The 23,199-nt window shown below is 71.6% G+C and carries 19 protein-coding genes; 15 read left to right on the top strand and 4 right to left on the bottom strand.

The annotated features are described in order from the left end of the window. Positions 1 to 11 precede the first annotated feature (11 nt). Positions 12 to 1,499, bottom strand: a complete 1,488-nt coding sequence (locus tag OG331_RS07710) for an aldehyde dehydrogenase family protein (RefSeq protein WP_406193216.1) — start codon at positions 1,497 to 1,499, stop codon at positions 12 to 14. A 323-nt stretch (positions 1,500 to 1,822) separates the two neighbouring features. On the opposite strand from OG331_RS07710, the gene OG331_RS07715 reads away from it, so the two are divergent. The 3 genes from OG331_RS07715 (at position 1,823) to OG331_RS07725 (ending at position 5,889) form a co-directional block, all read left to right on the top strand. Further along, positions 1,823 to 3,226 carry an MFS transporter gene (locus OG331_RS07715; RefSeq protein WP_406193219.1) on the top strand — a complete coding sequence of 468 codons (1,404 nt, stop codon included), beginning with the start codon at positions 1,823 to 1,825 and terminating at the stop codon, positions 3,224 to 3,226. A gap of 136 nt (positions 3,227 to 3,362) precedes the next feature. Further along, positions 3,363 to 4,043, top strand: a complete 681-nt coding sequence (locus OG331_RS07720) for a class I SAM-dependent DNA methyltransferase (RefSeq protein WP_406193222.1) — start codon at positions 3,363 to 3,365, stop codon at positions 4,041 to 4,043. A 52-nt stretch (positions 4,044 to 4,095) separates the two neighbouring features. After that, a complete protein-coding gene (locus tag OG331_RS07725) occupies positions 4,096 to 5,889 on the top strand; it encodes a SpoIIE family protein phosphatase (protein WP_406193225.1) in 1,794 nt (597 codons plus the stop codon). Between the two features lie 5 nt (positions 5,890 to 5,894). Here the strand turns inward: OG331_RS07725 and OG331_RS07730 are convergent, their stop codons facing one another. Further along, positions 5,895 to 7,577, bottom strand: coding sequence for a hypothetical protein (locus OG331_RS07730; RefSeq protein ID WP_406193228.1), 1,683 nt, complete (start codon positions 7,575 to 7,577; stop codon positions 5,895 to 5,897). Between the two features lie 284 nt (positions 7,578 to 7,861). On the opposite strand from OG331_RS07730, the gene OG331_RS07735 reads away from it, so the two are divergent. The 10 genes from OG331_RS07735 to tgmB all read left to right on the top strand — a co-directional run bounded on the left by OG331_RS07735 (position 7,862) and on the right by tgmB (position 20,733). After that, positions 7,862 to 10,387 (top strand): SpoIIE family protein phosphatase, encoded by a 2,526-nt coding sequence (locus OG331_RS07735; RefSeq protein WP_406193231.1) that lies wholly within the window; start codon positions 7,862 to 7,864, stop codon positions 10,385 to 10,387. A 174-nt stretch (positions 10,388 to 10,561) separates the two neighbouring features. After that, positions 10,562 to 13,339, top strand: a complete 2,778-nt coding sequence (locus OG331_RS07740) for a SpoIIE family protein phosphatase (protein WP_406193234.1) — start codon at positions 10,562 to 10,564, stop codon at positions 13,337 to 13,339. A gap of 134 nt (positions 13,340 to 13,473) precedes the next feature. Then, positions 13,474 to 14,286: a chitosanase gene (locus OG331_RS07745; protein WP_406193237.1), complete on the top strand. Its 813-nt coding sequence runs from the start codon at positions 13,474 to 13,476 to the stop codon at positions 14,284 to 14,286. A 179-nt stretch (positions 14,287 to 14,465) separates the two neighbouring features. Then, a complete protein-coding gene (locus OG331_RS07750) occupies positions 14,466 to 15,830 on the top strand; it encodes an FAD-dependent oxidoreductase (protein WP_406193240.1) in 1,365 nt (454 codons plus the stop codon). Between the two features lie 118 nt (positions 15,831 to 15,948). Further along, positions 15,949 to 16,914 carry a DUF1152 domain-containing protein gene (locus OG331_RS07755; protein ID WP_406193243.1) on the top strand — a complete coding sequence of 322 codons (966 nt, stop codon included), beginning with the start codon at positions 15,949 to 15,951 and terminating at the stop codon, positions 16,912 to 16,914. Between the two features lie 101 nt (positions 16,915 to 17,015). Continuing rightward, on the top strand, positions 17,016 to 17,510 hold the full coding sequence (locus OG331_RS07760) for a lamin tail domain-containing protein (protein WP_406193246.1): 495 nt from the start codon (positions 17,016 to 17,018) through the stop codon (positions 17,508 to 17,510). 218 nt (positions 17,511 to 17,728) lie between these two features. Beyond that, entirely contained in the window at positions 17,729 to 18,901 is a 1,173-nt protein-coding gene (locus OG331_RS07765) for a hypothetical protein (protein ID WP_406193249.1), read from the top strand. Between the two features lie 234 nt (positions 18,902 to 19,135). Next, positions 19,136 to 19,432: a YkvA family protein gene (locus tag OG331_RS07770; protein WP_362386442.1), complete on the top strand. Its 297-nt coding sequence runs from the start codon at positions 19,136 to 19,138 to the stop codon at positions 19,430 to 19,432. A 118-nt stretch (positions 19,433 to 19,550) separates the two neighbouring features. Further along, complete coding sequence (tgmA, locus tag OG331_RS07775; protein ID WP_406193252.1) at positions 19,551 to 19,742, top strand: putative ATP-grasp-modified RiPP; 192 nt, start codon at positions 19,551 to 19,553, stop codon at positions 19,740 to 19,742. Between the two features lie 16 nt (positions 19,743 to 19,758). Then, positions 19,759 to 20,733: an ATP-grasp ribosomal peptide maturase gene (gene tgmB, locus OG331_RS07780; protein ID WP_406193255.1), complete on the top strand. Its 975-nt coding sequence runs from the start codon at positions 19,759 to 19,761 to the stop codon at positions 20,731 to 20,733. Between the two features lie 24 nt (positions 20,734 to 20,757). Here tgmB and OG331_RS07785 read toward each other — a convergent pair whose 3' ends face one another. Continuing rightward, positions 20,758 to 20,976: a hypothetical protein gene (locus OG331_RS07785; protein ID WP_406193258.1), complete on the bottom strand. Its 219-nt coding sequence runs from the start codon at positions 20,974 to 20,976 to the stop codon at positions 20,758 to 20,760. Positions 20,977 to 21,154: 178 nt separating this feature from the next. Then, entirely contained in the window at positions 21,155 to 21,616 is a 462-nt protein-coding gene (locus tag OG331_RS07790; RefSeq protein WP_406193261.1) for a DUF2269 family protein, read from the bottom strand. Between the two features lie 156 nt (positions 21,617 to 21,772). On the opposite strand from OG331_RS07790, the gene OG331_RS07795 reads away from it, so the two are divergent. Continuing rightward, positions 21,773 to 22,735 (top strand): GlxA family transcriptional regulator, encoded by a 963-nt coding sequence (locus tag OG331_RS07795; protein WP_406193264.1) that lies wholly within the window; start codon positions 21,773 to 21,775, stop codon positions 22,733 to 22,735. Positions 22,736 to 22,845: 110 nt separating this feature from the next. Next, complete coding sequence (locus OG331_RS07800; protein ID WP_406193267.1) at positions 22,846 to 23,193, top strand: hypothetical protein; 348 nt, start codon at positions 22,846 to 22,848, stop codon at positions 23,191 to 23,193. Positions 23,194 to 23,199: the final 6 nt, after the last annotated feature.

Below are 23,199 nucleotides of genomic sequence, written 5' to 3' on the forward strand. Positions count from 1 at the left end.
CGGGATGCGTTTCAGTTGGCCCAGGGCAGGGGCGTGGATTCGGTGCCCCAGTACAGGGACTTCTGCCGCTGGTAGGAGCGGATGAGGTCGCGGCCCTTCTCGGTGCCGAGGCCGCTGTCCTTCATCCCGCCGAAGGGGGTGGAGATGGAGAACTGCTTGTAGGTGTTGATCCAGACCGTCCCCGCGTCGATGCGCCGGGCGAGCCGCCAGGCGGCGCGGGCGTCGCGGGTCCAGATGCCGCAGGCGAGCCCGTACACGCTGTCGTTGGCCTGCCGCACCAGGTCGTCCTCGTCGTCGTAGGGAAGTGCGACGAGGACGGGGCCGAAGATCTCCTCCTGGCAGGTCCGGGCGGAGTTCGGCAGGCCGTCGATGACGGTCGGCAGGTAGTAGGCGCCGTCGGCGTACGCCTCCCCTTCCGGGACCGCGCCGCCGCACAGGACGCGCCCGCCTTCCGCCCGGGCGAGGTCCACGTACGCGGCGACCGCGTCCCGGTGCCGGTGATGGACGAGCGGCGCGACCTGGGTGTCGGGGTCGGTCCCGGGTCCGACGCGCAGCTTGCGTACGCGCTCGACGAGCTCGGCGACGAAGGAGTCGTACAGGGAGCGGTGGACGAAGAGCCGGGAGCCGGCGACGCAGGACTGTCCGCTGGAGGAGAAGACCCCGTACATCACGCCCGCGAGGGCCTGCTCGATGTCGGCGTCCTCGCGGACGATCGTCGGTGACTTGCCGCCGAGTTCCAGCGAGGCGGGGGCGAGTTTGTCGGCGGCGGTCCGGGCGATGGCGCGGCCGGTGGTGGTGCCGCCGGTGAAGCCGATGCGGCGTACGAGCGGGTGGTTGACGATCGCGTCCCCGACGACGCGCCCCTTGCCCGGCAGTACGGACAGCAGCGCGGTCGGCAGTGCCTCCTCGGCGAGCACCCGGTGGACCAGCCGCCCGAAGGCGAGGGAGACGAGCGGGGTCCACTCGGCGGGCTTCAGCAGCACCGCGTTCCCGCCGGCGAGGGCCGGGGCGACCTTCTGGGCGTCGGAGGCGATCGGCGAGTTCCACGGGTTGATCGCGCCGACCACGCCGATCGGCTCGTGCACGCTCATCGTGACGTACGGCCCTCGGGTGGGGGTGAGCGAGTCCTCTGCGGTCTCCAGTGCGGCGGCCGTGTACCGGAAGGTGGCCGCGGCGCTCAGCGCGAGCGCCCGGGTCTCGGTGAGCGTCTTGCCGGTGTCGGCGGTCTGCAGGGCGGACAGGTCGTCGGCGTGCTCCTCGATCAGGTCGCCCATGCGGTGCAGGACGCGGGCGCGCCGGTGTGGGAGCAGGTCCCGCCACGCGGGCGTCGCCACGGCCTCGGCGGCAGCCTCGGCCGCCTCGTCGACATCGGCGGGCGAGGCCGCGTGGACGGTGGTGATCGGGGTGCCGTCGGCGGGGTTCACGGTATGGATCGGCGCGCCCGCGCCGCGCCTGGAACACCCCGCGATGAGGATCTCGTCGACTGGCGTGCGCGGCATGGCAGGACCTCCGGATCGGATGTATCGAAGTCCTGAACATCTAAGGGCTTAACTATTTTTGCCGCAAGGGGAACCGGGGAAGTTTTTTGCACGACGTGAGGACGAACCCTTGACTGGCCCCTTCACAGGCGGGATAAAACTTGAGCGCTGAGAGATTTAGCGCTTAGCCAGATGGCCTGATGTCCCCCGATCTCCGAGCCCCCGTCCCCCTCTGTCGCCGAGCCGGCGTACGGCTGTCCAGCCGCCGCCGACCGGCCCGAACCGTCCCGTGCGTATCCTGTGCCTTTCCCAGCACCCCGTGCGCGGGTCCGGAGGACCCCTCCATGACGACCGACACTCCCCATGCCACCGCGGGCCGGCCCGCGGACACCGCGGCGCTCGTCGCCGCGATCGGCGCCCGCTTCGAACGCCTGCCGCTGTGCCGGTGGCACGTCACCGTCCGGCTCATCATCGGCGCGGTGACCTTCTTCGAGGCCTTCGACCAGTTGCTCATCGCCTACGCCCTGCCCGAACTGCGCGCCGAGTGGCAGCTGACCACCGGGCAGACCACGTCCCTGATCACGGTCGGCTCCCTGGGCATGCTCGTCGGCGCGCTGCTCTCCGGCCGCCTCGCCGACCGCATCGGCCGGGTGAAGGTGATCGCGGCGTGCATCGCCCTGTCCAGCGCCGGCAGCCTGCTGCTCACGCTGTGCGACTCACCGGGGCCGTTCATGGCGCTGCGCTTCGTGCAGGGTCTCGCCATCGGCGGCGAGGTTCCGGTCGCGGCCACCTTCATCGCCGAGATCACCCGCGCCCACAAACGGGGCCGCTTCGTCCTGCTGTACGAGCTGGTCTTCCCGGCGGGTCTCACCGCGTGCGCCGTGCTGGCCTGGTGGCTGATGCCGGTCCTCGGCTGGCGCGGGATGTTCGGCCTCGCCGCGATCCCCGGCGTGCTGTGCGTGCTGGTCGCCCGCCATGTGCCCGAGTCGCCGCGCTGGCTCGCGGACCACGGCCGGCACGAGGAGGCACTGGCGACGATGGCGTCGATCGAGACGAAGGTCGAGCGGATCACCGGCGAGCCACTGCCGCAGCCGGCGCCCGCGGCGCCCGTCGCGCACAAGCCCGCCGCCAAGGGAGCCCTGCGCGAGCTGCTCTCGGGCCGCTACCGCAAGCGCACCCTGGTCGTCTGCGTCCTGTGGTTCTGCGGCTACTTCGTCAACTACGGCATCTCGTCCTGGCTGCCCACCATCTACGGCTCCCGCTTCCACCTGAGCCTGTCCGACGCGCTGCTGTACTCGACCGTGACGTCCTGCGCGGGCTTCCTCGGCTGCCTCGCCGTCGCCCTGACCGTGGACCGCGTCGGCCGCCGGCACACCGTCACGTGGTGTCTGGGCGGCGCCGCCCTCAGCCTGCTGTTCCTCGGCCTCTTCGCCGGCGGCTCGGCGAGCAGCGTGCTGATCTGGACGTCCCTGTCGGCGGTGTTCTTCTTCGGCGCCAACATCTGCCTGTACCTGTACACGCCCGAACTCTTCCCGACCCGGATGCGGGCCCTCGGCACCAGCCTCGGCGGCGCCGTGAACCGGCTCGGCGTCATCCTCGGCCCGATCGTCGTCGGCGCGGTGTACGCGGGCGGCGCCCTCGGCACCGTCTTCGTGACCCTCGCGGCGGTCGCCCTGGTGGGGGCGGTCACGGCAGGGGTGGCGGCGGAGGAGACGAGCGGGCGGCGGCTGGAGGACGTGGCGCCGTAGGCCGTCGGCACGCCGGGACACGCCGAGGTACGCCGGGATCCATAGGGTCCCGGCGCACTTCGCCGAAGTCCGGCAAATCGCTCGCATCTATAGGAATTCTTAGAAATAGCCCATAATGCCTGCAAGGAGAACCCTTGTGAGCAACCCCGCCGACAAGCTCGACTACCGGACCCTGCGGCTCGACCGCACCGGTCAGGCCGAGGCCTTCGACGCCATCGGCCGACGCTATGACGAGGCCTTCCCGCACAAGGATGGGCAGGTCGCGGCCGCCGAGTGGCTCATCGGGTCGCTGCCGCCCGGATCCCGGGTACTGGACCTCGGGTGCGGCACCGGGCTCCCGACCGCCCGCCAGCTGGCGGAGGGCCGCCTCGACGTCGTCGGGGTGGACCTGTCGGAGCGGATGGTCGCGCTGGCCCGTGGCCATGTGCCCGGCGGCGAGTTCCACCGGGCCGACATCGCCGACCTGCGGCCCGGCGGCTCCCTGGACCTCGGCCGCTTCGACGCACTGACCGCCTTCTTCGCCCTGCTCATGCTGCCGCGCCCCGAGATCCCCCTCGCCCTGCGGACCGTCCGCCACCTGCTGGTTCCGGGGGGACTGTTCGCGCTGTCGATGGTGGAGGCCGACGTGGACGACTTCGCGATCCCGTTCATCGGCAACAGCATCCGCGTCTCCGGCTATCTGCGGGACGAGCTGCGCGAGGTCGTCGAGGCGGCCGGCTTCGAGATCGTCGGGGAGTCCTCGTACACCTACGCTCCGGCGGTCGCCGACATCCAGCCCGAGGTACAGATCTTCCTGCGGTGCGGACGGCACGCCTGACAACCCCCGACCCGCCCGCCCCGGTGCAGGCCGCACGGCCGGAAGGACAGGCATGACGAAGCAGCTCGGAGGTGGTGATCCCGCACCGCCGGCCACACAGGCTCCGCCCGGCACCCCCCTCGCCGCGGGACCGGACGCCGCCGAGCCGCACACCGACAGGCTCCGCTACCTCGACGCGGCGACCCGCCGGATCGCCCGGGGCATGAACCTCGACGAGACCCTGCACGAGCTGTGCCGCGCGGCAGTACCGGCATTCACCGACACCGCGTTCGTGCACCTGTACGCCCCGCTGCCGGTCGGCGACGAGTCGGGCGCCGCCCCCGGCGTCCTGCGGCTGCGCAGCGCGGACCGCGTGTCACCTCGGGACCCGGAGGCGCGGGGCTCCGGACCGCCCCCGGCCGACCCGTACGCCGTCCCGGCGGCAGAGGTCGTGACCCCCGCCGCCGACGGCCTGCTCAGCAAACTGCTCCAGGACGGGTGCCCGGTGTTCGCAAACACCCCGGGCCTCACCTCCGCCGCCGCCGAGCTGCTGGGGGCGACGAGCGCTCCGGCGGTGCCGGCCGGCCGCCGGCTGATCATCGCCCCGCTGCACGGCCGCAGCCACGTCCTCGGCAGCGCCGTCCTCATCCGCGGACCCGGCCGCCCCGAGTTCACCGATGACGACCTGATCGTCGCCTCCCAGCTCGCCACACACACCGCTCTCGGGCTGGAGAAGGCGATGCTGTACGAGCGTGAGGCGGCCATCGCGGACACGTTGCAGCGCACCATGCTCCCGCCGTCGCTGCCGGAACCGCCCGGTGTCCGACTGGCCAGCCGCTATCTGCCGTCCTCGCGGACCGCGCAGGTCGGCGGCGACTGGTACGACGCGATCCCGCTGCCGGGCAACCGGGTCGCCCTGGTCATCGGCGATGTGATGGGCCACTCCATGACCTCGGCCGCGATCATGGGCCAGCTGCGCACCAGCGTGCAGACCCTGGCCGGGCTCGATCTGCCCCCGGACGAGGTACTGCACCACCTCGACGAGCAGGCGGTCCGGCTGGGCAGCGAGCACACGGCGACCTGCCTGTACGCCATGTACGACCCCGTACAGCAGCGGCTGCTGGTGTCCAGCGCCGGGCACCTGCCACCGGTGCTGCTGCATCCCGACGGGCGAGCGGAGGTTCTCCAGGTCCCGCCCGGGGCGCCGATCGGCGTCGGCAGCGGCGGATTCGAGTCCGTCGAGACACACGCACCGGCCGGGGCGACCCTGCTGCTGTACACCGACGGCCTGGTCGAGTCCCGCGACTCGGACGTCCTGGCCGGGGTGGAGGCGCTGCGCGCACGGTTGCGGGCGGCCTCGTCCGGGTCCGCGCCCCCGGCGCTGGAGAAGCTGTGCGACGAGGCGCTCGGTGCGCTGGGGGCGGGTGGCCGGGACGACGACATCGCGCTGCTCGCCGCCCGCTTCGAGGGCATCCTGGCGGAGACCGTCGCCTACTGGTACATGGCGCCCCGTCCGCAGACCGCGGGCCAGGCCCGCCGGCTGACCCGCCGGACGCTGGGCCACTGGGGACTGGAGTCCCTGGTGGAGGCGACCGAGCTGATGGTCAGCGAGGTGGTGGCGAACGCCGTGCGCTTCGCATCCCGGCCGATCACCCTGCGGCTGCTCTGCACGGACGTGCTGCGCTGCGAAGTGGGTGACGACTCCCCGATCGTGCCGAGGATGCGGCACGCCCGGCTGAGCGACGAGGGCGGCAGGGGCCTGTTCCTGGTCGACCAGCTGGCACGGAGCTGGGGCGCGACGAGGGTGAGCACGGGCAAGGTGGTCTGGTTCGAGCAGCCCCTGCCCGACGCACCTACGGATGGCTGAACCCGTCAGTCGGCGCAGCAGTCGCCCTCGGTGCCGCCTGCGGTGATCGCGTCGAGCCGGCAGAAGCAGGAGGCCTCGACCGGTACGTCTGCCAGCGCGGCGGCGAGCCGCAACTGCTGGGCCACCATCTGTGCCTCCCCGGTCCTGCCCAGGCGTGTCAGGCACTCGTGCAGGCCGTGCAGGGACCAGACGTTGTTGGGGTGCTGAAGGGCGCGCGGGAGGCTGCCGTCGATGCCGAGGTCGGCACGGTAGACCGCCTCCGCCTCCTCGACGCGGCCCTGTTCGAGGAGGAGGGCGCCGTAGGCGTGCCGGGTGGGCTGCATCCAGCCCCACGGTTCGTCGTAGGGGAGGTTGTCGTCCAGTTCGATGGAGCGTTCCAGTGCGGCGAAGGCGGCGTCGTGGTTGCCCTTGCGGTACTCCAGTTCGCCGTCGAGCATCGCGGAGGCGATCGCGAGGATGTCGGCGCAGGTGTTGTTGAAGAGCATGCGGGTCTCGGGGACCCGGGCGACGGCCTCGTGGAAGAGCCGGCGTTCCGTCTCCGCCTCCGGGACGCGGTGGGTCGAGGAGAGGGCGACGCCGCGGGCGTAGTGGAGCATCGCCGTCGTCACGCAGTACAACCCGGGGTCGGCGGGCATCGGCAGGGCGAGGATGTCGTGCCAGCGGCCGAAGCGGATCAGGGCGTGGAACCGCATGCCGAGGAAGGCCTCGAGCCAGTCGGCCATGGGCGGGCTCGGCACGCGCAGCAGGTCTTCGGGGATGGACGCCTCGAGCTCCGCGGCGGTCCTGAGAGCGACTTCCGACTGGCCGAGGAACATCGCGCCGTAGATCTTGAAGTGGTAGTTGTGCGAGCGGTACAGGGTGTAGAAGTTCATCGCGCCGGCCCGGGCGTGGTACTTCTCGTCGACCGCGATCGCCGCCGTGTTGTCCGAGACCACCCGCCGGTAGTCGCCGCAGAGCACCTCCAGGTGCGACGGCATGTGATGCAGGTGCCCGGCGTCGGGCACCAGCCCGCGCAGGCGGTCCGCGACCGGCAGGGCGGCTTCGGGGGTCGGGGACATCTCCATCAGGTGGATGTACAGGTGGACCAGGCCCGGGTGGTCGCGTCCCGCGTCGGTGGCGAGGGCGCGTTCGAGGACGGCCCGGGCCTCCGCCGTGCGCGCGCCTTCGGCCGGCTCGCCGGTCCTGAGGTCCCACAGCTGCCAGGGGGTGAGGTTCATCAGGGCGTCGGCGGCCAGGGTGGCCACGTCCAGGTCGTCGGGGGCGAGCTCGTAGACCGCGCGCATCCTGTCGGCGTAGGGGGCGTTCCAGACCGAGCAGTCGTCGACGGCCTTCGCCTGGGGGTAGCGGGCGCGCAGCGCGCCGATCAGGGCCTGTTCGACGGGGGTGGCGGCTGCCGACTTCTCGTGGGCCGTCTCCACGGCGGCGTGGGTGCGGTCGACCGTGCGCACCAGGTCCTCGTCGTCGAAGAACTCCCACGGCTTGTTGTAGTTCGGGCCGAGTGCGTAGGCGATGCCCCAGTGGGCCATCGCGCAGTCGGGGTCGGCCTCGGCAGCCGCCTGGAAGCAGGCGACGGCCTCCTCGTGGTGAAAGCCGTACGTCCACATCAGCCCGCGGTCGAACCAGAGTTGGGCCTGCGCCGAAGAGGTGGTCACGGGGCGTGTGTAGGTGCCGAGGTCGTAGTACTCCATCGCTCTGTCTCCTGCCTGTGCGCCCCGCCGGTCCGTTCCCGAGTCTTCCCGAGAGCACCGGGTCTCGCACCGACAACGGGGACAGGCACTGCCCGGTTGCGGGGGCCCGCCATTTCGGGTGCCGGCGTGGGTCCGCGTCATCCTGGGTACTCGCGGGGGTGCGGTGACGAGCCCGGTGCCGCGACCGGGTGAGTCGGTTCGTGCCGCCCAGGTGCGGGCGGGGGGCCTCGTGGCGCATTCTTGCTGTGTCGCGCGCGTGACGGCGTACGGACGAGGTAGGGCCGATGACTGGGAGCGCCGAGGGCGCAGAGCGGGCGCCGGGCAGGCTGGCGGCGCTGCTGATCGATGCCTCGGCGGAGGCGATCAGCGCGGCCGGTGGCCATGCCGGTGGGGTCTATCTGCGCTCCAGCACGCCCGGACTGCTGCGCCTGGCGGTGCTGGAAGGGCTGCCCGGGCCGTTGTTCCGGCCGTGGTGGCGGGTGCATGTGGACCGGCCGTTCCCCGTCGCGGACGCCTATCGGCTCGGGGTCGAGGTGGCGCTGCCCAATGCGACGGAGACGATGCGCCGCTATCCCCAGTTCGCGGCCGGTCTGCCGTTCCCGTTCGGGTCCGTGCACGTTCCCGTGGCGGGTGCGTCGACCGTCTTCGGTGTGCTGACCGTGCTGCTGCCGTCGGCGTCGGACGGCACCGAGCTGCTCCCCCTGCGCGAGCGCGTCGCGCAGTTGGCCGAGGAGCTGGGGACGGCGCTGGAGAAGCTGGAGGACCAGGACGCGTCAGCGGTGTCCTGGGAGAGCGGGCCCCTGTGTGTCCGGCCGCCGGCCAGCCGACCTCCGTCCGGCCACCTCGGGCGGTTCACCTGGGATCCGGTGACGGGTGTCCTGGCGGCGGACGAGCGGCTGAACGCCGTACTCGGCATGGCTGCGGCGGAGGCCCACAGCACCGCGGAGGCGTTCGCGGACGCGGTCGCTCCGGCCGACGCGGTGCGGATCCTGGCGGCGCTGCGCGAGGCAGCCGGTGGCCGGCCGCCGGCGCTGCCGCTGTACGTGCGCACCGCGGACGGCGCCCTTCGCCTGGTCGAGGTCTGGGGGCCGTACGACGACTCCGCCCGCCCGCGTGCGACCAACGTGCGGGGCGTGGTCGTCGACCCGGGGCCGGGCACGGTGGCGGACGCGGCGGCCGATCTGCTGCCGGACGGAGTGCTGTGTCTGGACCGGCTCGGGACGGTCGTCTACGCGAACCCGCCCGCGGCGCGGCTGCTGCGCCGGCCGCGCACCGAGCTGCTGGGCCGGGCTCTGTGGGAGGGCGTGCCATGGCTCAACCAGCCCACCCTCGAGGACCATCTGCGCGGCGCGCTGCTGTCCCCGGATCCGGTCCACTTCCACGTACGAAGACCGTCCGTCCACGGCCGTGAGCGCGCCCCCCAGCCGTTGGCCGGCGACTGGCTCGCCCTGTCCGTCTATCCCGGCCCGGACATTCTGACCTGCACGGTCCGTCTGGGGCACCGGGTCGCGGACAGCCCCTCCGGTGCCCCGGAGGCGCACGGCACCCCGGCGACGACCGGCGCGCCCTCGCTCGCCCCGCTGTACCGCCCCATCGTGCTCGCCATCGCGCTGACCGAAGCGGTCACCGCGCGGCAGGTGTCGGCGGTGGTGATGCGGGAGCTGCTGCCCGCGTTCGGCGGCCGACGGCTCGCCATCTACCTGCTGCAGGAGCGGCATCTGTACCTGGCCTGGGAGACGGGCTTCCCCAAGGGATTCCTCGCACCGTTCGACGGTGTCGGACTGGACGACCGGCTGCCCGGGGTCGAGACGCTGACCAGTGGCCGCCCCCTGTTCTTCGACTCGATGCAGGAGCTCTCCGACGCCTATCCGGGCATCGCGCTGGACGCGACGGAAGGGGCCCGTGCCTTCCTGCCGCTGATCGCCTCCGGGCGACCCGTCGGCTCCTGCATCCTGGGCTTCGACCGGCCGCGCAGCTTCAGCACCGAGGAACGCACGGTGCTCACCGCCATGGCCGGACTGATCGCCCACGCCATGGAGAAGGCGCAGCGCTACGAGAGCGAGGCCGCCCTCGCCCGTGGGCTGCAGCAGGCGCTGCTTCCCCGTCGGCTGTCGCAGCACCCGCTGATGGAGACCGCCGGACGCTATCTGCCCGGCACCCAGGGCATGGAGGTGGGCGGTGACTGGTACGACGTCGTCGCCGCCGGGGACGGCCTGGCGCTGGTCATCGGTGATGTGCAGGGACACGGCGTGCAGGCGGCGGCCACCATGGGCCAGCTGCGCAGCGCCGTGCGGGCCTTCGCGCTCGGCGACCGGCCGCCCGACGAGGTCATGAGCGGCACGAATCACCTGCTCATCGACCTCGACGCCGGCCTGTTCGCGAGCTGCTGCTACATCCGGCTCGATCCCAGGACCGGCGTCGCCCAGGCTGCCGTGGCCGGGCACCCGCCGCCGCTGCTGCGCCGCCCGGACGGCCGAACCCATGTCCTCGACCTGCCCGGCGGGGTCGTGCTCGGCGTGGACCCGCAGGCCACGTATCCGGTGACGGAGCTGCGGATGGAGCCGGGTGCCGTCCTGGCGCTGTACACGGACGGGCTGGTCGAGCGGCCCGGGATCGACATCGACGACGGCATCAGCGGTCTGCGGGTGGCGCTGGCCAAGGCGGGTGCCCCCGGCGCCCGGCCGGGCGGGCGCTCGCTGGCGGGAGTGGCCGACCGGCTCACCGCGACGGCCCGGCACATGGCGGACCGCCCCGACGACATCGCGCTGCTGCTCGCCACTCGGCGCACCACGCCCCTGCGCCCGAGCTGAGGCCCGCGCCGAGGGCGCCGTGGGCAGCCTCGGCGTCGTATCCCTGTTGCGGGGACGGGAGTTGTCCCAATCCGGGCATCACGCCCGTGGCCGTGGTGTGTGAGAGCCGGCAAGTCCTGTCACGGTCCGTGACGTCTCTCGCCTCCCGGGGCGCGGCAGTGTAGACATGGGCACATGGTCCGACTATTGGGTCGATCCGGGGCCCGGTCGGCCCCTCGTCCCAGCGGTCTGCGCACACGCGGTGCGTCCGACCGCTTCCTTGGAGTGCCCGAACCGGGGGTTCCGAGCGACGAGCCGGCTCAGGGGCGGCGCACGGGGTGGTTCTCCTCGTTGCGGTCGGCGGTGGGCGGGCGCAGTGTCGCCGGGCAGGTGTTCCTGCTGCAGGTGGTGATCGTGCTGCTGCTGGTCGTCGCCGCGGTGGTGGCGCTGGTACTGCAGGTGCGGTACGACACCACGCAGGAGGCCCGCAACCGCTCGGTGGCCGTCGCCGAGTCGTTCGCCAACGCGCCCGGCACGCGGGAGGCGCTGAGCAGCCCGGATCCGTCCGCCGTGCTGCAGCCCCGTGCGGAGGCGGCGCGCAAGGCCACGGACGTGGACTTCATCGTCGTCATGAACATCGACGGCATCCGCTACACCCACCCCAAGCCGGACCGGATCGGCAAGCAGTTCGTCGGGAACATCGCACCCGCGCAGGCCGGCCGGGTGGTGACCGAGGAGATCACGGGCACCATCGGACCGCTCGTGCAGGCCGTGGTACCCATCAAGGCACCCGACGGGCAGGTCGTCGGGCTGGTCTCGGCCGGGGTCACCAAGGCGACCGTGGGCGGGACCGCGGACCGGCAGCTGCCGCTGGTGCTGACCGCCGCGGCGGTGGCGCTCGCCCTGTCGACGGCGGGCACGGCGCTGGTCAGCCGTCGGCTGCTGCGGCAGACACACGGCCTCGGGCCGCACGAGATGACCCGGATGTACGAGCACCACGACGCCGTCCTGCACGCCGTGCGGGAGGGCGTGATCATCGTGGGCACCGAGGGCCGGCTGCTGCTCGCCAACGACGAGGCGCACCGTCTGCTCGACCTGCCCGCCGACGCCGAGGGACACCGGGTGCTCCACCTCGGCCTCGCCCCCGACACCGCCGAGCTGCTGGATTCCGGCCGGATGGCCACGGACGAGGTGCACCTGGTCAAGGACCGGCTGCTGGCCGTCAACCAGCGCCCCACCACCCTGCGGGGCCGCCCGTCCGGCAGCGTCGCCACCCTGCGCGACTCGACCGAGCTGCGGGCCCTGTCCGGCCGGGCCGAGGAGGCCCGCGAGCGCCTGAACATGCTGTACGACGCCGGTGTGGGCATCGGCACCAGCCTGGACGTCACCCGCACCGCCGAGGAACTGGCGGAGCTGGCGGTGCCCCGGTTCGCGGACTTCGCCACCGTCGACCTGTACGAGGCCGTGCTGGGCGGCGGGCAGCCGGAGGCGGCGACGCGGCTGCGCCGCACGGCGTGCAGCGGCATACGCAAGGACGCGCCGCTGTACCCGGTGGGCGAGCAGCTGAGGTTCGTCGACTCCTCGCCGCAGGCCCGCGCGCTGAAGGACGGACAGGCCGTCATCGAGCCGCGGCTGGTCGAGGCGCCGGGCTGGCGTGCCCAGGATCTGGAGCGCTCGGCGCAGGTCGTGGAGTTCGGCATCCACTCCCTGATCGCGGTACCGCTCCGGGCGGGGTCCCTGGTGCTGGGCGTGGTCAGCTTCTGGCGGTCGCAGAAGGCCGAGCCGTTCGACGCGGACGAGGTGGCGCTGGCCGAGGAGCTGGTCGCCCGGGCCGCGGTGTCGATCGACAACGCCCGCCGGTACACCCGCGAGCACAGCATGGCGGTGACGCTTCAGCGCAGCCTGCTGCCGCGCCGGCTGCCCGAGCAGAACGCCCTGGACATCGCCTACCGGTATCTGCCCGCACAGGCCGGGGTGGGCGGCGACTGGTTCGACGTGCTGCCGCTGTCCGGCGCCCGGGTCGCGCTGGTGGTGGGGGACGTCGTCGGCCACGGGCTGCACGCGGCGGCGACCATGGGCCGGCTGCGTACGGCCGTGCACAACTTCTCCGCCCTGGACCTGCCGCCGGACGAACTGCTCGCGCTTCTCGACGAGTTGGTCGCCCGCATCGACCAGGACGAGGCACAGGAGGGCGACACCGCCCCGGTGACCGGAGCGACCTGTCTGTACGCGGTCTACGACCCGGTGACCCAGCGGTGCACGATGGCCCGCGCCGGCCATCCGCCGCCGGCCCTGATCCAGCCGGACGGCACCGTCGGCTTCCCCGACGTGCCCGCCGGTCCCCCGCTGGGCCTGGGCGGGCTGCCGTTCGAGACGGCAGAGCTGGAGCTGGCGCAGGACAGCCGGCTCGTGCTCTACACGGACGGTCTGGTGGAGGACCGCGAACGGGACATCGACGAGGGCCTCGAACTGCTGCGCGACGCGCTGTCCCAGGCCGGCCCGTCGCCGGAGGAGACCTGTCAGGCGGTGCTGGAGGCCCGGCGGCCGGCCCGGGCCGGTGACGACATCGCGCTGATCGTGGCGGGCACCCGGGCGCTCGGGGCCGACCTGGTCGCCGAATGGGAGGTGCCGTCCGATCCGGCGGCCGTGGGCCAGGTGCGCTCCGACGTGACGCGGACGCTTCAGGCGTGGGGCCTGGAGGAGCTGTCGTTCACCACGGAGCTGATCCTGAGCGAGCTGGTCACCAACGCGATCCGGTACGGCGGTGAGCCGATCCGGGTGCGGATGCTGCACGACCGCAGCCTGATCTGCGAGGTCTTCGACAGCAGCAGCACCTCGCCGCATCTGCGCTACGCGACCATGACGGACGAGGGCGGGCGCGGTCTGTTCCTCGTCGCGCAGCTGGCCGACCGCTGGGGCACGCGGTACCTGCCCGCGGGCAAGGTGATCTGGGCGGAGCAGCCGCTGCCGTAGCCGGCGGCTGTTTGTACATAGGTACGAACCTTCGACGCAACCGGTGCCCCTCACGCGCGCCTTCTGATAGGAAACCTTCCTATCAGTATCTCCAACGACCAACACCCCACCCCCCACCTCCACTTGGAGCAGCCGTGAAGCACCCAGCACGCACGTCGCGCCGAACCCTGCTCGCCCTGATCGGCGCATCCCTCGCGTCAGTCCCACTCCTCAGCTCCCCCCACGCATCCGCGGCCGCGGTGGGACTCGACGACCCGGCGAAGAAGGAGATCGCCATGAAGCTGGTGTCGAGCGCGGAGAACTCCTCGCTCGACTGGAAGGCGCAGTACAAGTACATCGAGGACATCGGCGACGGCCGCGGCTACACCGCGGGGATCATCGGCTTCTGCTCCGGCACGGGCGACATGCTCGACCTCGTCGAGCTCTACACCGACCGCCGCCCCGGCAACGTCCTCGCCCCGTACCTGCCGGCACTGCGACGGGTCGACGGCACCGACTCCCACGACGGACTCGACCCGAACTTCCCGCGCGACTGGGCCCGGGCCGCACAGGACCAGGAGTTCCAGCGGGCGCAGGACGACGAGCGCGACCGCGTGTACTTCGGTCCGGCCGTGCGGCAGGGCAAGACGGACGGGCTGCGCGTCCTCGGCCAGTTCGCGTACTACGACGCGATCGTCATGCACGGCGACGGCACCGACCCGACCAGCTTCCGCAACATCCGGGGGCGCGCGCTGAACCAGGCCCGGCCGCCGGCGCAGGGCGGTGACGAGGTCACCTACCTGCACGCGTTCCTGGACGCGCGGGTGTGGGCCATGAAGCAGGAGGAGGCCCACAGCGACACCAGCCGGGTCGACACCGCCCAGCGGGTCTTCCTGCGCGCGGGCAACCTCGATCTGAACCCGCCGCTCGACTGGAAGGTGTACGGGGACAGCTACCACATCGGCTGACCCGTCCAGGGGGTGCCGTACCGCCGCCGTGCGGTGCGGCACCCCGCGTCGTCCGCACGCTTTTCAGCCCATAGAATTGATTTATGAGCTCATAGGTCGGACCCGCGTACCGACTTAGGCTTGCCTTAGTTTAGGCTTCCCGACGAGATCGCTTGTCATCGCTCGAAGGGACCCTGATCATGCCCCGCCCCCTGCGGGTAGCCATCGTCGGAGCCGGCCCCGCCGGGATCTACGCCGCCGACGCCCTGCTCAAGTCCGACGTGGCCGCCGAACCCGGCGTGTCCATCGACCTCTTCGAGCGCATGCCGGCGCCGTTCGGACTGATCCGGTACGGCGTCGCCCCCGACCACCCCCGCATCAAGGGCATCATCACGGCCCTCCACCAGGTCCTCGACAAGCCGCAGATCCGCCTCTTCGGCAACGTCGACTACCCCACCGACATCAGCCTGGACGACCTGCGCGCGTTCTACGACGCCGTGATCTTCTCGACGGGTGCGACGGCCGACCGGGCACTGCCGATACCGGGTGCCGACCTCGACGGGTCGTACGGCGCCGCGGACTTCGTCTCCTGGTACGACGGCCACCCGGACGTTCCGCGCACCTGGCCGCTGGAGGCCGAGAAGGTCGCCGTCCTCGGCGTCGGCAACGTCGCCCTCGACGTGGCCCGCATCCTGGCGAAGACGGCGGAGGAACTGCTCCCGACGGAGATCCCGCCGAACGTCCACGAGGGCCTCAAGGCCAACAAGGCCCTGGAAGTCCACGTGTTCGGCCGCCGTGGCCCGGCGCAGGCGAAGTTCAGCCCCATGGAGCTGCGCGAGCTGGACCACTCCCCCAACATCGAGGTCATCGTCGACCCCGAGGACATCGACTACGACGAGGGCTCGATCGAGACCCGGCGCGGCAACAAGCAGGCCGACATGGTCGCCAAGACCCTGGAGAACTGGGCGATCCGCGACGTCGGCAACCGGCCGCACAAGCTCTTCCTGCACTTCTTCGAGTCGCCCACCGAGATCCTCGGCGAGGACGGCAAGGTCGTCGGGCTGCGCACCGAGCGCACCGCCCTCGACGGCACCGGCAACGTCAAGGGCACCGGCGAGTTCAAGGACTGGGACGTCACCGCGATCTACCGTGCGGTCGGCTACCTCTCCGACAAACTCCCCAAGCTGCCCTGGGACATCGACTCGGGCACGGTCCCGGACGAGGGCGGCCGGGTCATCCAGGAGTCCGGCGAGCACCTGCAGTCGACGTACGTCACCGGCTGGATCCGGCGCGGCCCGGTGGGCCTGATCGGCCACACCAAGGGCGACGCCAACGAGACGGTGTCGAACCTGCTGAAAGACTTCGCAGGTGGCCGTCTGCAGACGCCGGGTTCGCCCGAGCCGGAGGCCGTGGATGCCTTCCTCGCCGAGCGCGAGATCCGCTTCACCACCTGGGACGGCTGGTACAAGCTCGACGCCGCCGAGAAGGCGCTGGGCGAGCCCCAGGGCCGTGAGCGCGTGAAGCTCGTCGAGCGCGAGGACATGCTGCGGGAGAGCGGCGCGTAAGACGCCGTAGCCGAAGCTGAGTTGAAGCTGAAGGTGTGAGGGCCGGGGGTTGGAACCCCCGGCCCTCACGGTCTTTGTCAGCGCGCTTCGGGTGACCGGTACCTGTTAGCGTCCCCCGGTGTTCTCCCTCCTTGAGCCGCCTTTCTTCACCCGGCTGCGCGACGCGCGGCGCGTGCTCGTCGCCGGTGCGGGCGGCGGTTTCGACGTGTACGCCGGACTGCCCCTGGCCCTCGCGCTCCGCGCGGCCGGCAAGGAAGTCCACCTGGCCAACCTGTCCTTCTCGGACCTGTTCGGGCTCGCACTCGACGCGTGGGTCGACCACGACGTCGCGGCGATACGCCCCGACACGGCAGCGCGGGGCGACTACTTCCCGGAGCGGACGCTCGCACGGTGGCTCGCCGAGCATCACCTGCCCGACACGGTGTACTCCTTCCCCCTCACAGGGGTCCAGCCGCTCAGGGCCGCCTATCGCACGCTCCTGGAGCACCTGGGCGGCGTGGACGCCATCGTGCTGGTGGACGGCGGGACCGACATTCTGATGCGCGGCGACGAGCACGGGCTGGGCACGCCGGAGGAGGACATGGCCAGCCTGGCCGCGGTGTCCGGGCTGGACGAGGTTCCGGTGCGGCTCGTCGCCTGCCTCGGGTTCGGTGTGGACTCCTATCACGGGGTCAACCACTGCCTGGTGCTGGAGAACCTCGCCGCGCTGGACCGCGAGGGCGGCTACCTGGGGACGTTCTCGCTGCCGCGCCACAGCGAGGAGGGGCGCTCGTACCTCGACGCGGTGGAGCATGCCCAGCGGGCCACGCCGGACCATCCGAGCATCGTCCAAGGTTCCGTCGCGGCCGCCGTGCGCGGCGACTTCGGCGACGTCCGGTTCACCGAGCGCACCAGGAACAGCGAACTCTTCATCAATCCGCTCATGACCCAGTACTTCTGCGTCGACGCCCCCGCCCTGGCCGGCCGCAACCTGTATCTCGACCGGATCGAGAACACCGCGCTGATGCGCCAGATCAGCTCGGTCGTCGCGGAATTCCGCGACGAGCTCGCCCATCAACGGCCACCGCGCGCATACCCCCACTGAAGCGCCCGCGTCTCACATTTCGGTGAAGCCTCCACACCGCGCGCGGGAGTTGCCTACACTCCTGATCTTCACACAAGTTCCACACAGGGGGGTCTTTCTCCATGCGCATACGCATTGTCGCCACAACCGCCGTCGCCGCCGGCACGCTCGCCGTGCTGTCCGCCGCGCCGGCCCAGGCCACCGAGTACTCGTCCGCGCTGAAGATCCGCGGCATCCAGTACGACGCACCCGGCAGCGACTCGAACAACTGCCGGACCGGCAACACCGACGAGGAGTACCTGACGATCAAGAACTACTCGTCCGGTACCACGGTCAACCTCAAGGGCTACGTCGTGAAGGACAAGGCCGGCAACCGGTTCGCCTTCACCGCCAACCACTACCTCCAGCCCGGCGACTACGTGAAGCTCCGGGGCGGCAACGGCAGCGACTCCGACGCGAAGAACGTCGTCTACCGCGACAACTGCAACTTCCTGTGGAACAACGACAAGGACTCGATCTACCTGTACAAGCCCTCGGGCGCCGGGGCGGACTCGCACTCCTACACCAAGAGCGGGAACGACCGGGACGGCAACGGCTACATCACGTACCACAACTGAGCGGACACCGGGCCATGAGCAGGACCCGCCCCAATGCGGATGGTGGGCGGGTCCTGCTCACCGAGTCATTGTCATGACCGGACGCGGTGCGGGCCACGAGTGAGGGACGCCGGCCGGTGCGGATGGCGCACACCCCGTGTGCGGACCCCGCCCGGCGGGCAGTCATCTGCGGCGACGATACTGATACGAGCACGCGCTCCCGCCCACAGATGGACCCCATGCCCAGCTCCTCCAGCCCCCGCCCCACGACTCCCCCCTCGGTGTGGTTGGCCCGTGGCCGACATCTCGGGCCCGCCGCGGAAGAGGTACTCCGGCTCAGCCTGCGCCGGCTCAAGGACAGCCGGACCATCGACGACTTCCTGGAACTGCCCGAGACCGAGGGCGCCCAGGAGTGGATCTTCGAGGCCAGATGGCGGGTCGCGGGGTCGGTGACCGTGCGCGCCCGGCTGACCGTCGAGCACGACTCCGGCAGCGGCCAGGACTGGATACTGGCAGCGGAGGCGGAGGCGCCGTGGGACCCCCGGTGGCCGTCGCCGGCCGCCCTGTTCTGGCCGCAGGAGCCCGACGCGACCTGGGACCACACGCCGGTCTCGGACCTGCGCCTGACGGACATCAACCCCCTGCCTTCGGACGACAAGGCCGTACGGCAGCTCCTGCGGGACTCCGCCCGTGACGGCTGGAGCATCCATGTGGTCGTCCACGAGGCCATGACCACGGACCAGCGCGGCCGCACGCCGCTGGCCGGGATGCTGCCGCCGGGCCTGCGGCACCGGCTGGTCGAGCACCGTGCCGCCCCCAGCCAACTGCGCGTCGTGAACTGGGCCCTGCGGGACCTCGGCGTGCAGGTGCCGCGCGGGGGCGCCGTGGTACTGCCCGGCAGTCCGGCGCCGTCCGACTACGACGCGGACGACTTCGCCGTACGCAGCGTCTTCCTCGACGGCACCGAACCGGCCGAGCTCATTCACGCCGTGACGCGGTTCGCCGCCCTGTCGCGCCCACTGCCGGACGGCGCCGAGGAGGCGCTCACCGCCCTGCGGGAGGACTGGCGGCTGCTGACGCTCGAGGAGGAGCTCGATCGCGAGCGCAAGCTCGTGGCGATGTACGCCGAGGCGCTGGAGGCGATGACGAAGTCCCGCGATCTGTACCGGGAGGCCGCCGAGCAGGCGCACGCCGCGCTGGCCGCCTACCGGGAGTCCGCCGACGCCGCGCCCGAGAGCCGCCCCGAGACCCCCGCGTCCCCGGCGGCGTCCCCGCTCCAGCAGCTGACCCGGACCTTCGAGCGCCTCAAGGTCTCCACCCGGACACGCCGGCCGGCGGCCGAGTCGGGGGACGCGCAGGAGGGCAAGGCCGTCGAGGAGCAGCCGCAGATCCCGGGCCGCCGCGGGGCGTAGGACGGCTGCGCCGGATCAGCGGGTGGGGCGTACTGCGTCCCGCGGGCTCGCTTCGGCGCGCGGGTGGACAGATCGTGCGCCCGCGCGAGCAGGTGACCGGGCCGATCGGTGCGTCTTCCGTCCTGACGGGTGACGGGGTGCGGCCGAGTGAGCGCTGCCATGCAATGCACAGGCCGCAAGGGGGAATCCGACCGGCAGGTGCACATGGTGCGCGCCGCCGGCAGAGGAGGGTCCATGGAGTCGACCACCGCGGTGATCGTCGTCGTCGTGGCCCTCGCGGCCGTCGTGCTCGCCGTCGCCGTCTGGGTACTGGCGCGGCTCGTGCGGACCCGGCGTGTGATGCGGCGTGCCGGGCTGCCGACGGGGCCGCGCTGGGTGTTCTGGGGCGCGGTTCTGTACTTCGTGCTGCCCACCGATCTGATGCCCGATCCGGTGTATCTGGACGACATCGGCGTGCTCTTGCTGGCACTGCGTACCCTGCGCCGTTCTCCCGATGCGGGACCGCCGGACGCCGTTGATTACAGAAAGTAAGGAAACCAATCACTCGTTCGATTCGTTTAAGTAAGTGGAAACCGAAGGGCGTCGGCGGGCCGAAGGACGCCCCTGGGTGACCAAGCTCGATCGGAGCAGCACCTGTGAGGGAGAGACGATGCAACCGTTCGCGCTCAACTATGCACGGCCGGCAGCGGAGTTGGAGGTCACCTCTGCATATGCTTACGACTCCGGTCTGCAGTTGAACGTGCTGCGTGACGGGCGAATAGCCGCCTGTGATCACGCGCTCTTGCGGGAGTTGGGGACCACGACATCCACGGCGGGCTCGAAGACCCACTTCGACGACTGAACGCAGGTCGCCGACGATGACGGTCTTGATTGTGACCAACGAAGAGGACGTGACGGCGGACATGGTGGTCGTGCACCTGAACGCGTCCGGCGTTCCGGTGGTCCGGCTCGATCCCGCCGACGTGACCGACGGGGTCGCCCTGTCGGGCGAGTATGTGCACGGCTCTTTCCGTGGCCATCTGTCGTCCGCGGGACGGCTGGTGAGCGTCAACGGCCTGCGGTCGATCTGGATGCGCAGGCCGGGGGCCGCGGCGGCGCGGGCTGCCGTGCCCTCCGCCTGGCTGACGCAGGAGGCGGAGCAGGCGCTGTACGGCATGCTGCGCGGCTGTGACGTGCGCTGGATGAACCACCCCGACGCGGCGCGCCGGGCTCGCTACAAGCCCTGGCAGCTGCGGCTGGCGCAGCGCTGCGGTCTGCCCGTTCCGGCCACGTTGATCACGACTTTCCCGCAGGCCGCCCGTGAGTTCGCCGCCCGGTACCCGGATCTGGTGGTCAAGCCGGTGTCCGGCGCGCATCCACAGGATCCGCCGCGCGCGGTGCCGACCAGCCGGGTGGGGCCGGACGCGGACTTCTCCGCTGTCGCGTTCGGGCCCACGCTCCTGCAGCGGCGCGTGGCCAAGCGTGCCGACATCCGTCTGACCGCGGTGGGCGAGCAGCTGCTGGCGGCCCGCAAGGCGACCGGTGCCGAGGCCGAGGTGGACGTCCGCTTCGCCGAGTCCGACGCGCCGTGGTGTCCCGTCGAGGTCGCGCCGCGTGTGGCCGAGGGCGTCCGCACCTATCTGAGGGACGCGGAACTCGCCTACGGCGCCTTCGACTTCGTCGAGGACGCCGACGGGACGTGGTGGTTCCTGGAGTGCAACCAGTCGGGGCAGTTCGGGTTCATCGAGGTGGACACGGGCCAGCCGATCGCCCGCACCATCGCCGAGTGGCTCGCGCAGCCGGCCTCCGGGGAGCAGTCGCACGCCAACGGGGCGAGCGCGAAGGTGCCGTGACCGGTCCGCCCGGCCGTCCGGGGCTCAGAGCGACTGCGGCCCCGGAGGCAGGGCGCTGCGCTGCCAGGTCGGGGCGGGGGGTGCGGGGCGTCCGGGAGGGGGCGCGTGGCCGCCGGACTGCAGTAGGGGCTGCATGGCGAACTCGATTTCCCTGCTGACGCGTTCGGCCTCCCTGCGCACCTGGGTGGGGATGTCGCCGCGCTCCGCGATGAGCCGGTCGTAAATGGGGGAATCCTGGAACACCCGTCAACGCGCCTTTCATGTCGTGGCCCTGTGTGCAGATGGGCACGGCTGTCGAGTCTAGGCGCCGACGCACACTGAAGTACGAATTCTGCCAGAGCGCTTGACGTACGACGAACGGGCGGTTCCACCCCGACGCGTGGTCGCGGTGCCGCCCGTTCCCCGTTGCCCGCTCCCCGGGTCAGGCGCCCGTCGTGGAACCGGGCCGGACGATCATCAGCACCGTGACGGTGGCCCACAGGAGGTTGAAGATGCCGGTGAACATGGCGAGTTGAACCGTTGCCGAGCGCTCGACGGGCTTCTCGGCGCTCAGTTGGCCGACGAGTTCCTCCTGGCGGGGCAGGACGAAGGCGATCAGGATGCCGGCGGCCGCGGCGGTCAGGGCGATGGACGTGATGAGCCATCCGCTGCCCAGCACTCCCATCGCCAGGCCGGTGGCCAGGCCGAGCACGGGGACCGACACCCCGATGCCGCCGTAGACGCGGCAGATGCGGTGCAGGAGCCGGACGGTGCCCACCGCCACCGCCCCGTCGGTCGCCGGGACGCGGCGCGCGGCCGGGGGGAACATGCTGGCCGCGACGGTGACGGGACCGACCGCGATGATGGCGGCCAGGACGTGAAGGGTGAGGAGGATCTTGGTCACCCGCCCCACGCTAGGGATCTTCCGGGTGATCGCACAGGGGCTGAAACGACAGCTTCCAACGGGTTCTCGCCAACCGCCCTGTCCGCCCTTTCACCACACGTCACCGGAGCCACCTGCACTTATGCCGGTGGCGGGAATCCACCTAGGGTGTCCCTCATGCACACCGTGGCGATCCTTGTTCTCGACAACGTGGTGCCGTTCGACATGGCGACACCGTTCCAGATGTTCAGCTGGACACGGCTGCCGGACGGGCGCCGTCCCTACCGGGTCCGGCTGTGCGCCGAGTCGCCGGAGGTGCGCACGGAGGGCTTCGCCCTGCGGATCGAACGGGGGCTGGACGGGCTGGAGGACGCGGACACGATCATCGTGCCGGGCTGCGACGAGACCGGACCGCCCTCCCCCGGCGTGGTGGCGGCCCTGCGCGAGGCGGCCCGGGCGGGCACCCGGATCGCATCCGTCTGCGTGGGCGCCTTCGTCCTGGCCGAGGCCGGACTGCTGGACGGACTGCGTGCCACCACCCACTGGATGGCCACCGACGAGCTCGCACGGCGCTTCCCCGACGTCCACGTGGAACCGGACGTGCTGTACGTCGACAACGGGCGGATCCTCACGTCCGCCGGGGCCGCAGCGGGACTGGACATGTGTCTGCACATGATCCGGCGGGACCTGGGCTCCGCCGTGGCCGCGCACACGGCACGCATGTCCGTCGTACCGCTGGAACGGGAGGGCGGACAGGCGCAGTTCATCGTGCACGAGTATCCGCCGGTGCCGCGCGGCTCGGCGCTCGAACCCCTGCTGGAGTGGATCGAGGACAACCTGGCCGGGGAGATCACCTCGGCAGCGTTGGCGGAGCGCTCGGGGATGAGCGAGCGCACCTTCAGCCGCCGGTTCCGTGAGCAGACCGGCACCACGCCGCTGCAGTGGCTGCTGCGGGCGCGCGTGCGGCGGGCCCAGTATCTGCTGGAGAACAGCGACCATCCGATCGAACGGATCGCACGGCAGGCGGGGTTCGGGTCGCCGACGGCGTTCCGTGAGCGCTTCCGCCGCGTGGTCGGCACCACGCCGCACTCCTATCGGGCCGCGTTCCAGGCAAAGGCCGTGGTCGGCGCCGCGTCATGACCGGGGCGAGGCCTGCTGTCAGGTCACGGTGGGATAAATCACCCGAGTCCACACGGGCCGTCAGTAGTTGGACAAGGGTATCGATCCCGCCCCAAGGACGGTGTACGCCCATGAACTGCTCCAGCCGCCTTCTCTGCGTCCTCTACATCGCCACGAGTGCGGGGCTGGCCTGGACCTCGGTCCTGGAAATCCGGTACGGGCCCGCGTGGGCGGCGTGCCTGTTCGCCGCCGCCAGTCTCGTGCCGGTCATCGCGGTGGTTCGGGAGACCGTGATCGGCGAACAGCGGCGGTGGCTCCTGGAGTTGGCGGCACGCGCCGGGCGCGCCGGCGACGCCGCCGAGGCGATTGTCCGTGCGGAGCTCGACTCCGCGTGCTGCGAGCGCTGGTGGACGAGCCTCGGCAGCGAGCACGAGGTGACGTGCCGGCACTGGATGCCGAGGAGCAGCAGCGCCGCGTGAGCGTCC

The organism is Streptomyces sp. NBC_01017, from assembly GCF_045162795.1.
Classification (GTDB): Bacteria; Actinomycetota; Actinomycetes; order Streptomycetales; family Streptomycetaceae; genus Streptomyces; species Streptomyces machairae.

Excerpts from the sequence above, each read along its gene's own strand:
- OG331_RS07710 (WP_406193216.1), bottom strand. The coding sequence starts at position 1,499 with ATGCCGCGCACGCCAGTCGACGAGATCCTCATCGCGGGGTGTTCCAGG.
- OG331_RS07715 (WP_406193219.1), top strand. The coding sequence starts at position 1,823 with ATGACGACCGACACTCCCCATGCCACCGCGGGCCGGCCCGCGGACACC.
- OG331_RS07725 (WP_406193225.1), top strand. The coding sequence starts at position 4,096 with ATGACGAAGCAGCTCGGAGGTGGTGATCCCGCACCGCCGGCCACACAG.
- OG331_RS07730 (WP_406193228.1), bottom strand. The coding sequence starts at position 7,577 with ATGGAGTACTACGACCTCGGCACCTACACACGCCCCGTGACCACCTCT.
- OG331_RS07735 (WP_406193231.1), top strand. The coding sequence starts at position 7,862 with ATGACTGGGAGCGCCGAGGGCGCAGAGCGGGCGCCGGGCAGGCTGGCG.
- OG331_RS07740 (WP_406193234.1), top strand. The coding sequence starts at position 10,562 with ATGGTCCGACTATTGGGTCGATCCGGGGCCCGGTCGGCCCCTCGTCCC.
- OG331_RS07750 (WP_406193240.1), top strand. The coding sequence starts at position 14,466 with ATGCCCCGCCCCCTGCGGGTAGCCATCGTCGGAGCCGGCCCCGCCGGG.
- OG331_RS07760 (WP_406193246.1), top strand. The coding sequence starts at position 17,016 with ATGCGCATACGCATTGTCGCCACAACCGCCGTCGCCGCCGGCACGCTC.
- OG331_RS07765 (WP_406193249.1), top strand. The coding sequence starts at position 17,729 with ATGCCCAGCTCCTCCAGCCCCCGCCCCACGACTCCCCCCTCGGTGTGG.
- OG331_RS07770 (WP_362386442.1), top strand. The coding sequence starts at position 19,136 with ATGGAGTCGACCACCGCGGTGATCGTCGTCGTCGTGGCCCTCGCGGCC.
- tgmA (WP_406193252.1), top strand. The coding sequence starts at position 19,551 with ATGCAACCGTTCGCGCTCAACTATGCACGGCCGGCAGCGGAGTTGGAG.
- tgmB (WP_406193255.1), top strand. The coding sequence starts at position 19,759 with ATGACGGTCTTGATTGTGACCAACGAAGAGGACGTGACGGCGGACATG.
- OG331_RS07795 (WP_406193264.1), top strand. The coding sequence starts at position 21,773 with ATGCACACCGTGGCGATCCTTGTTCTCGACAACGTGGTGCCGTTCGAC.
- OG331_RS07800 (WP_406193267.1), top strand. The coding sequence starts at position 22,846 with ATGAACTGCTCCAGCCGCCTTCTCTGCGTCCTCTACATCGCCACGAGT.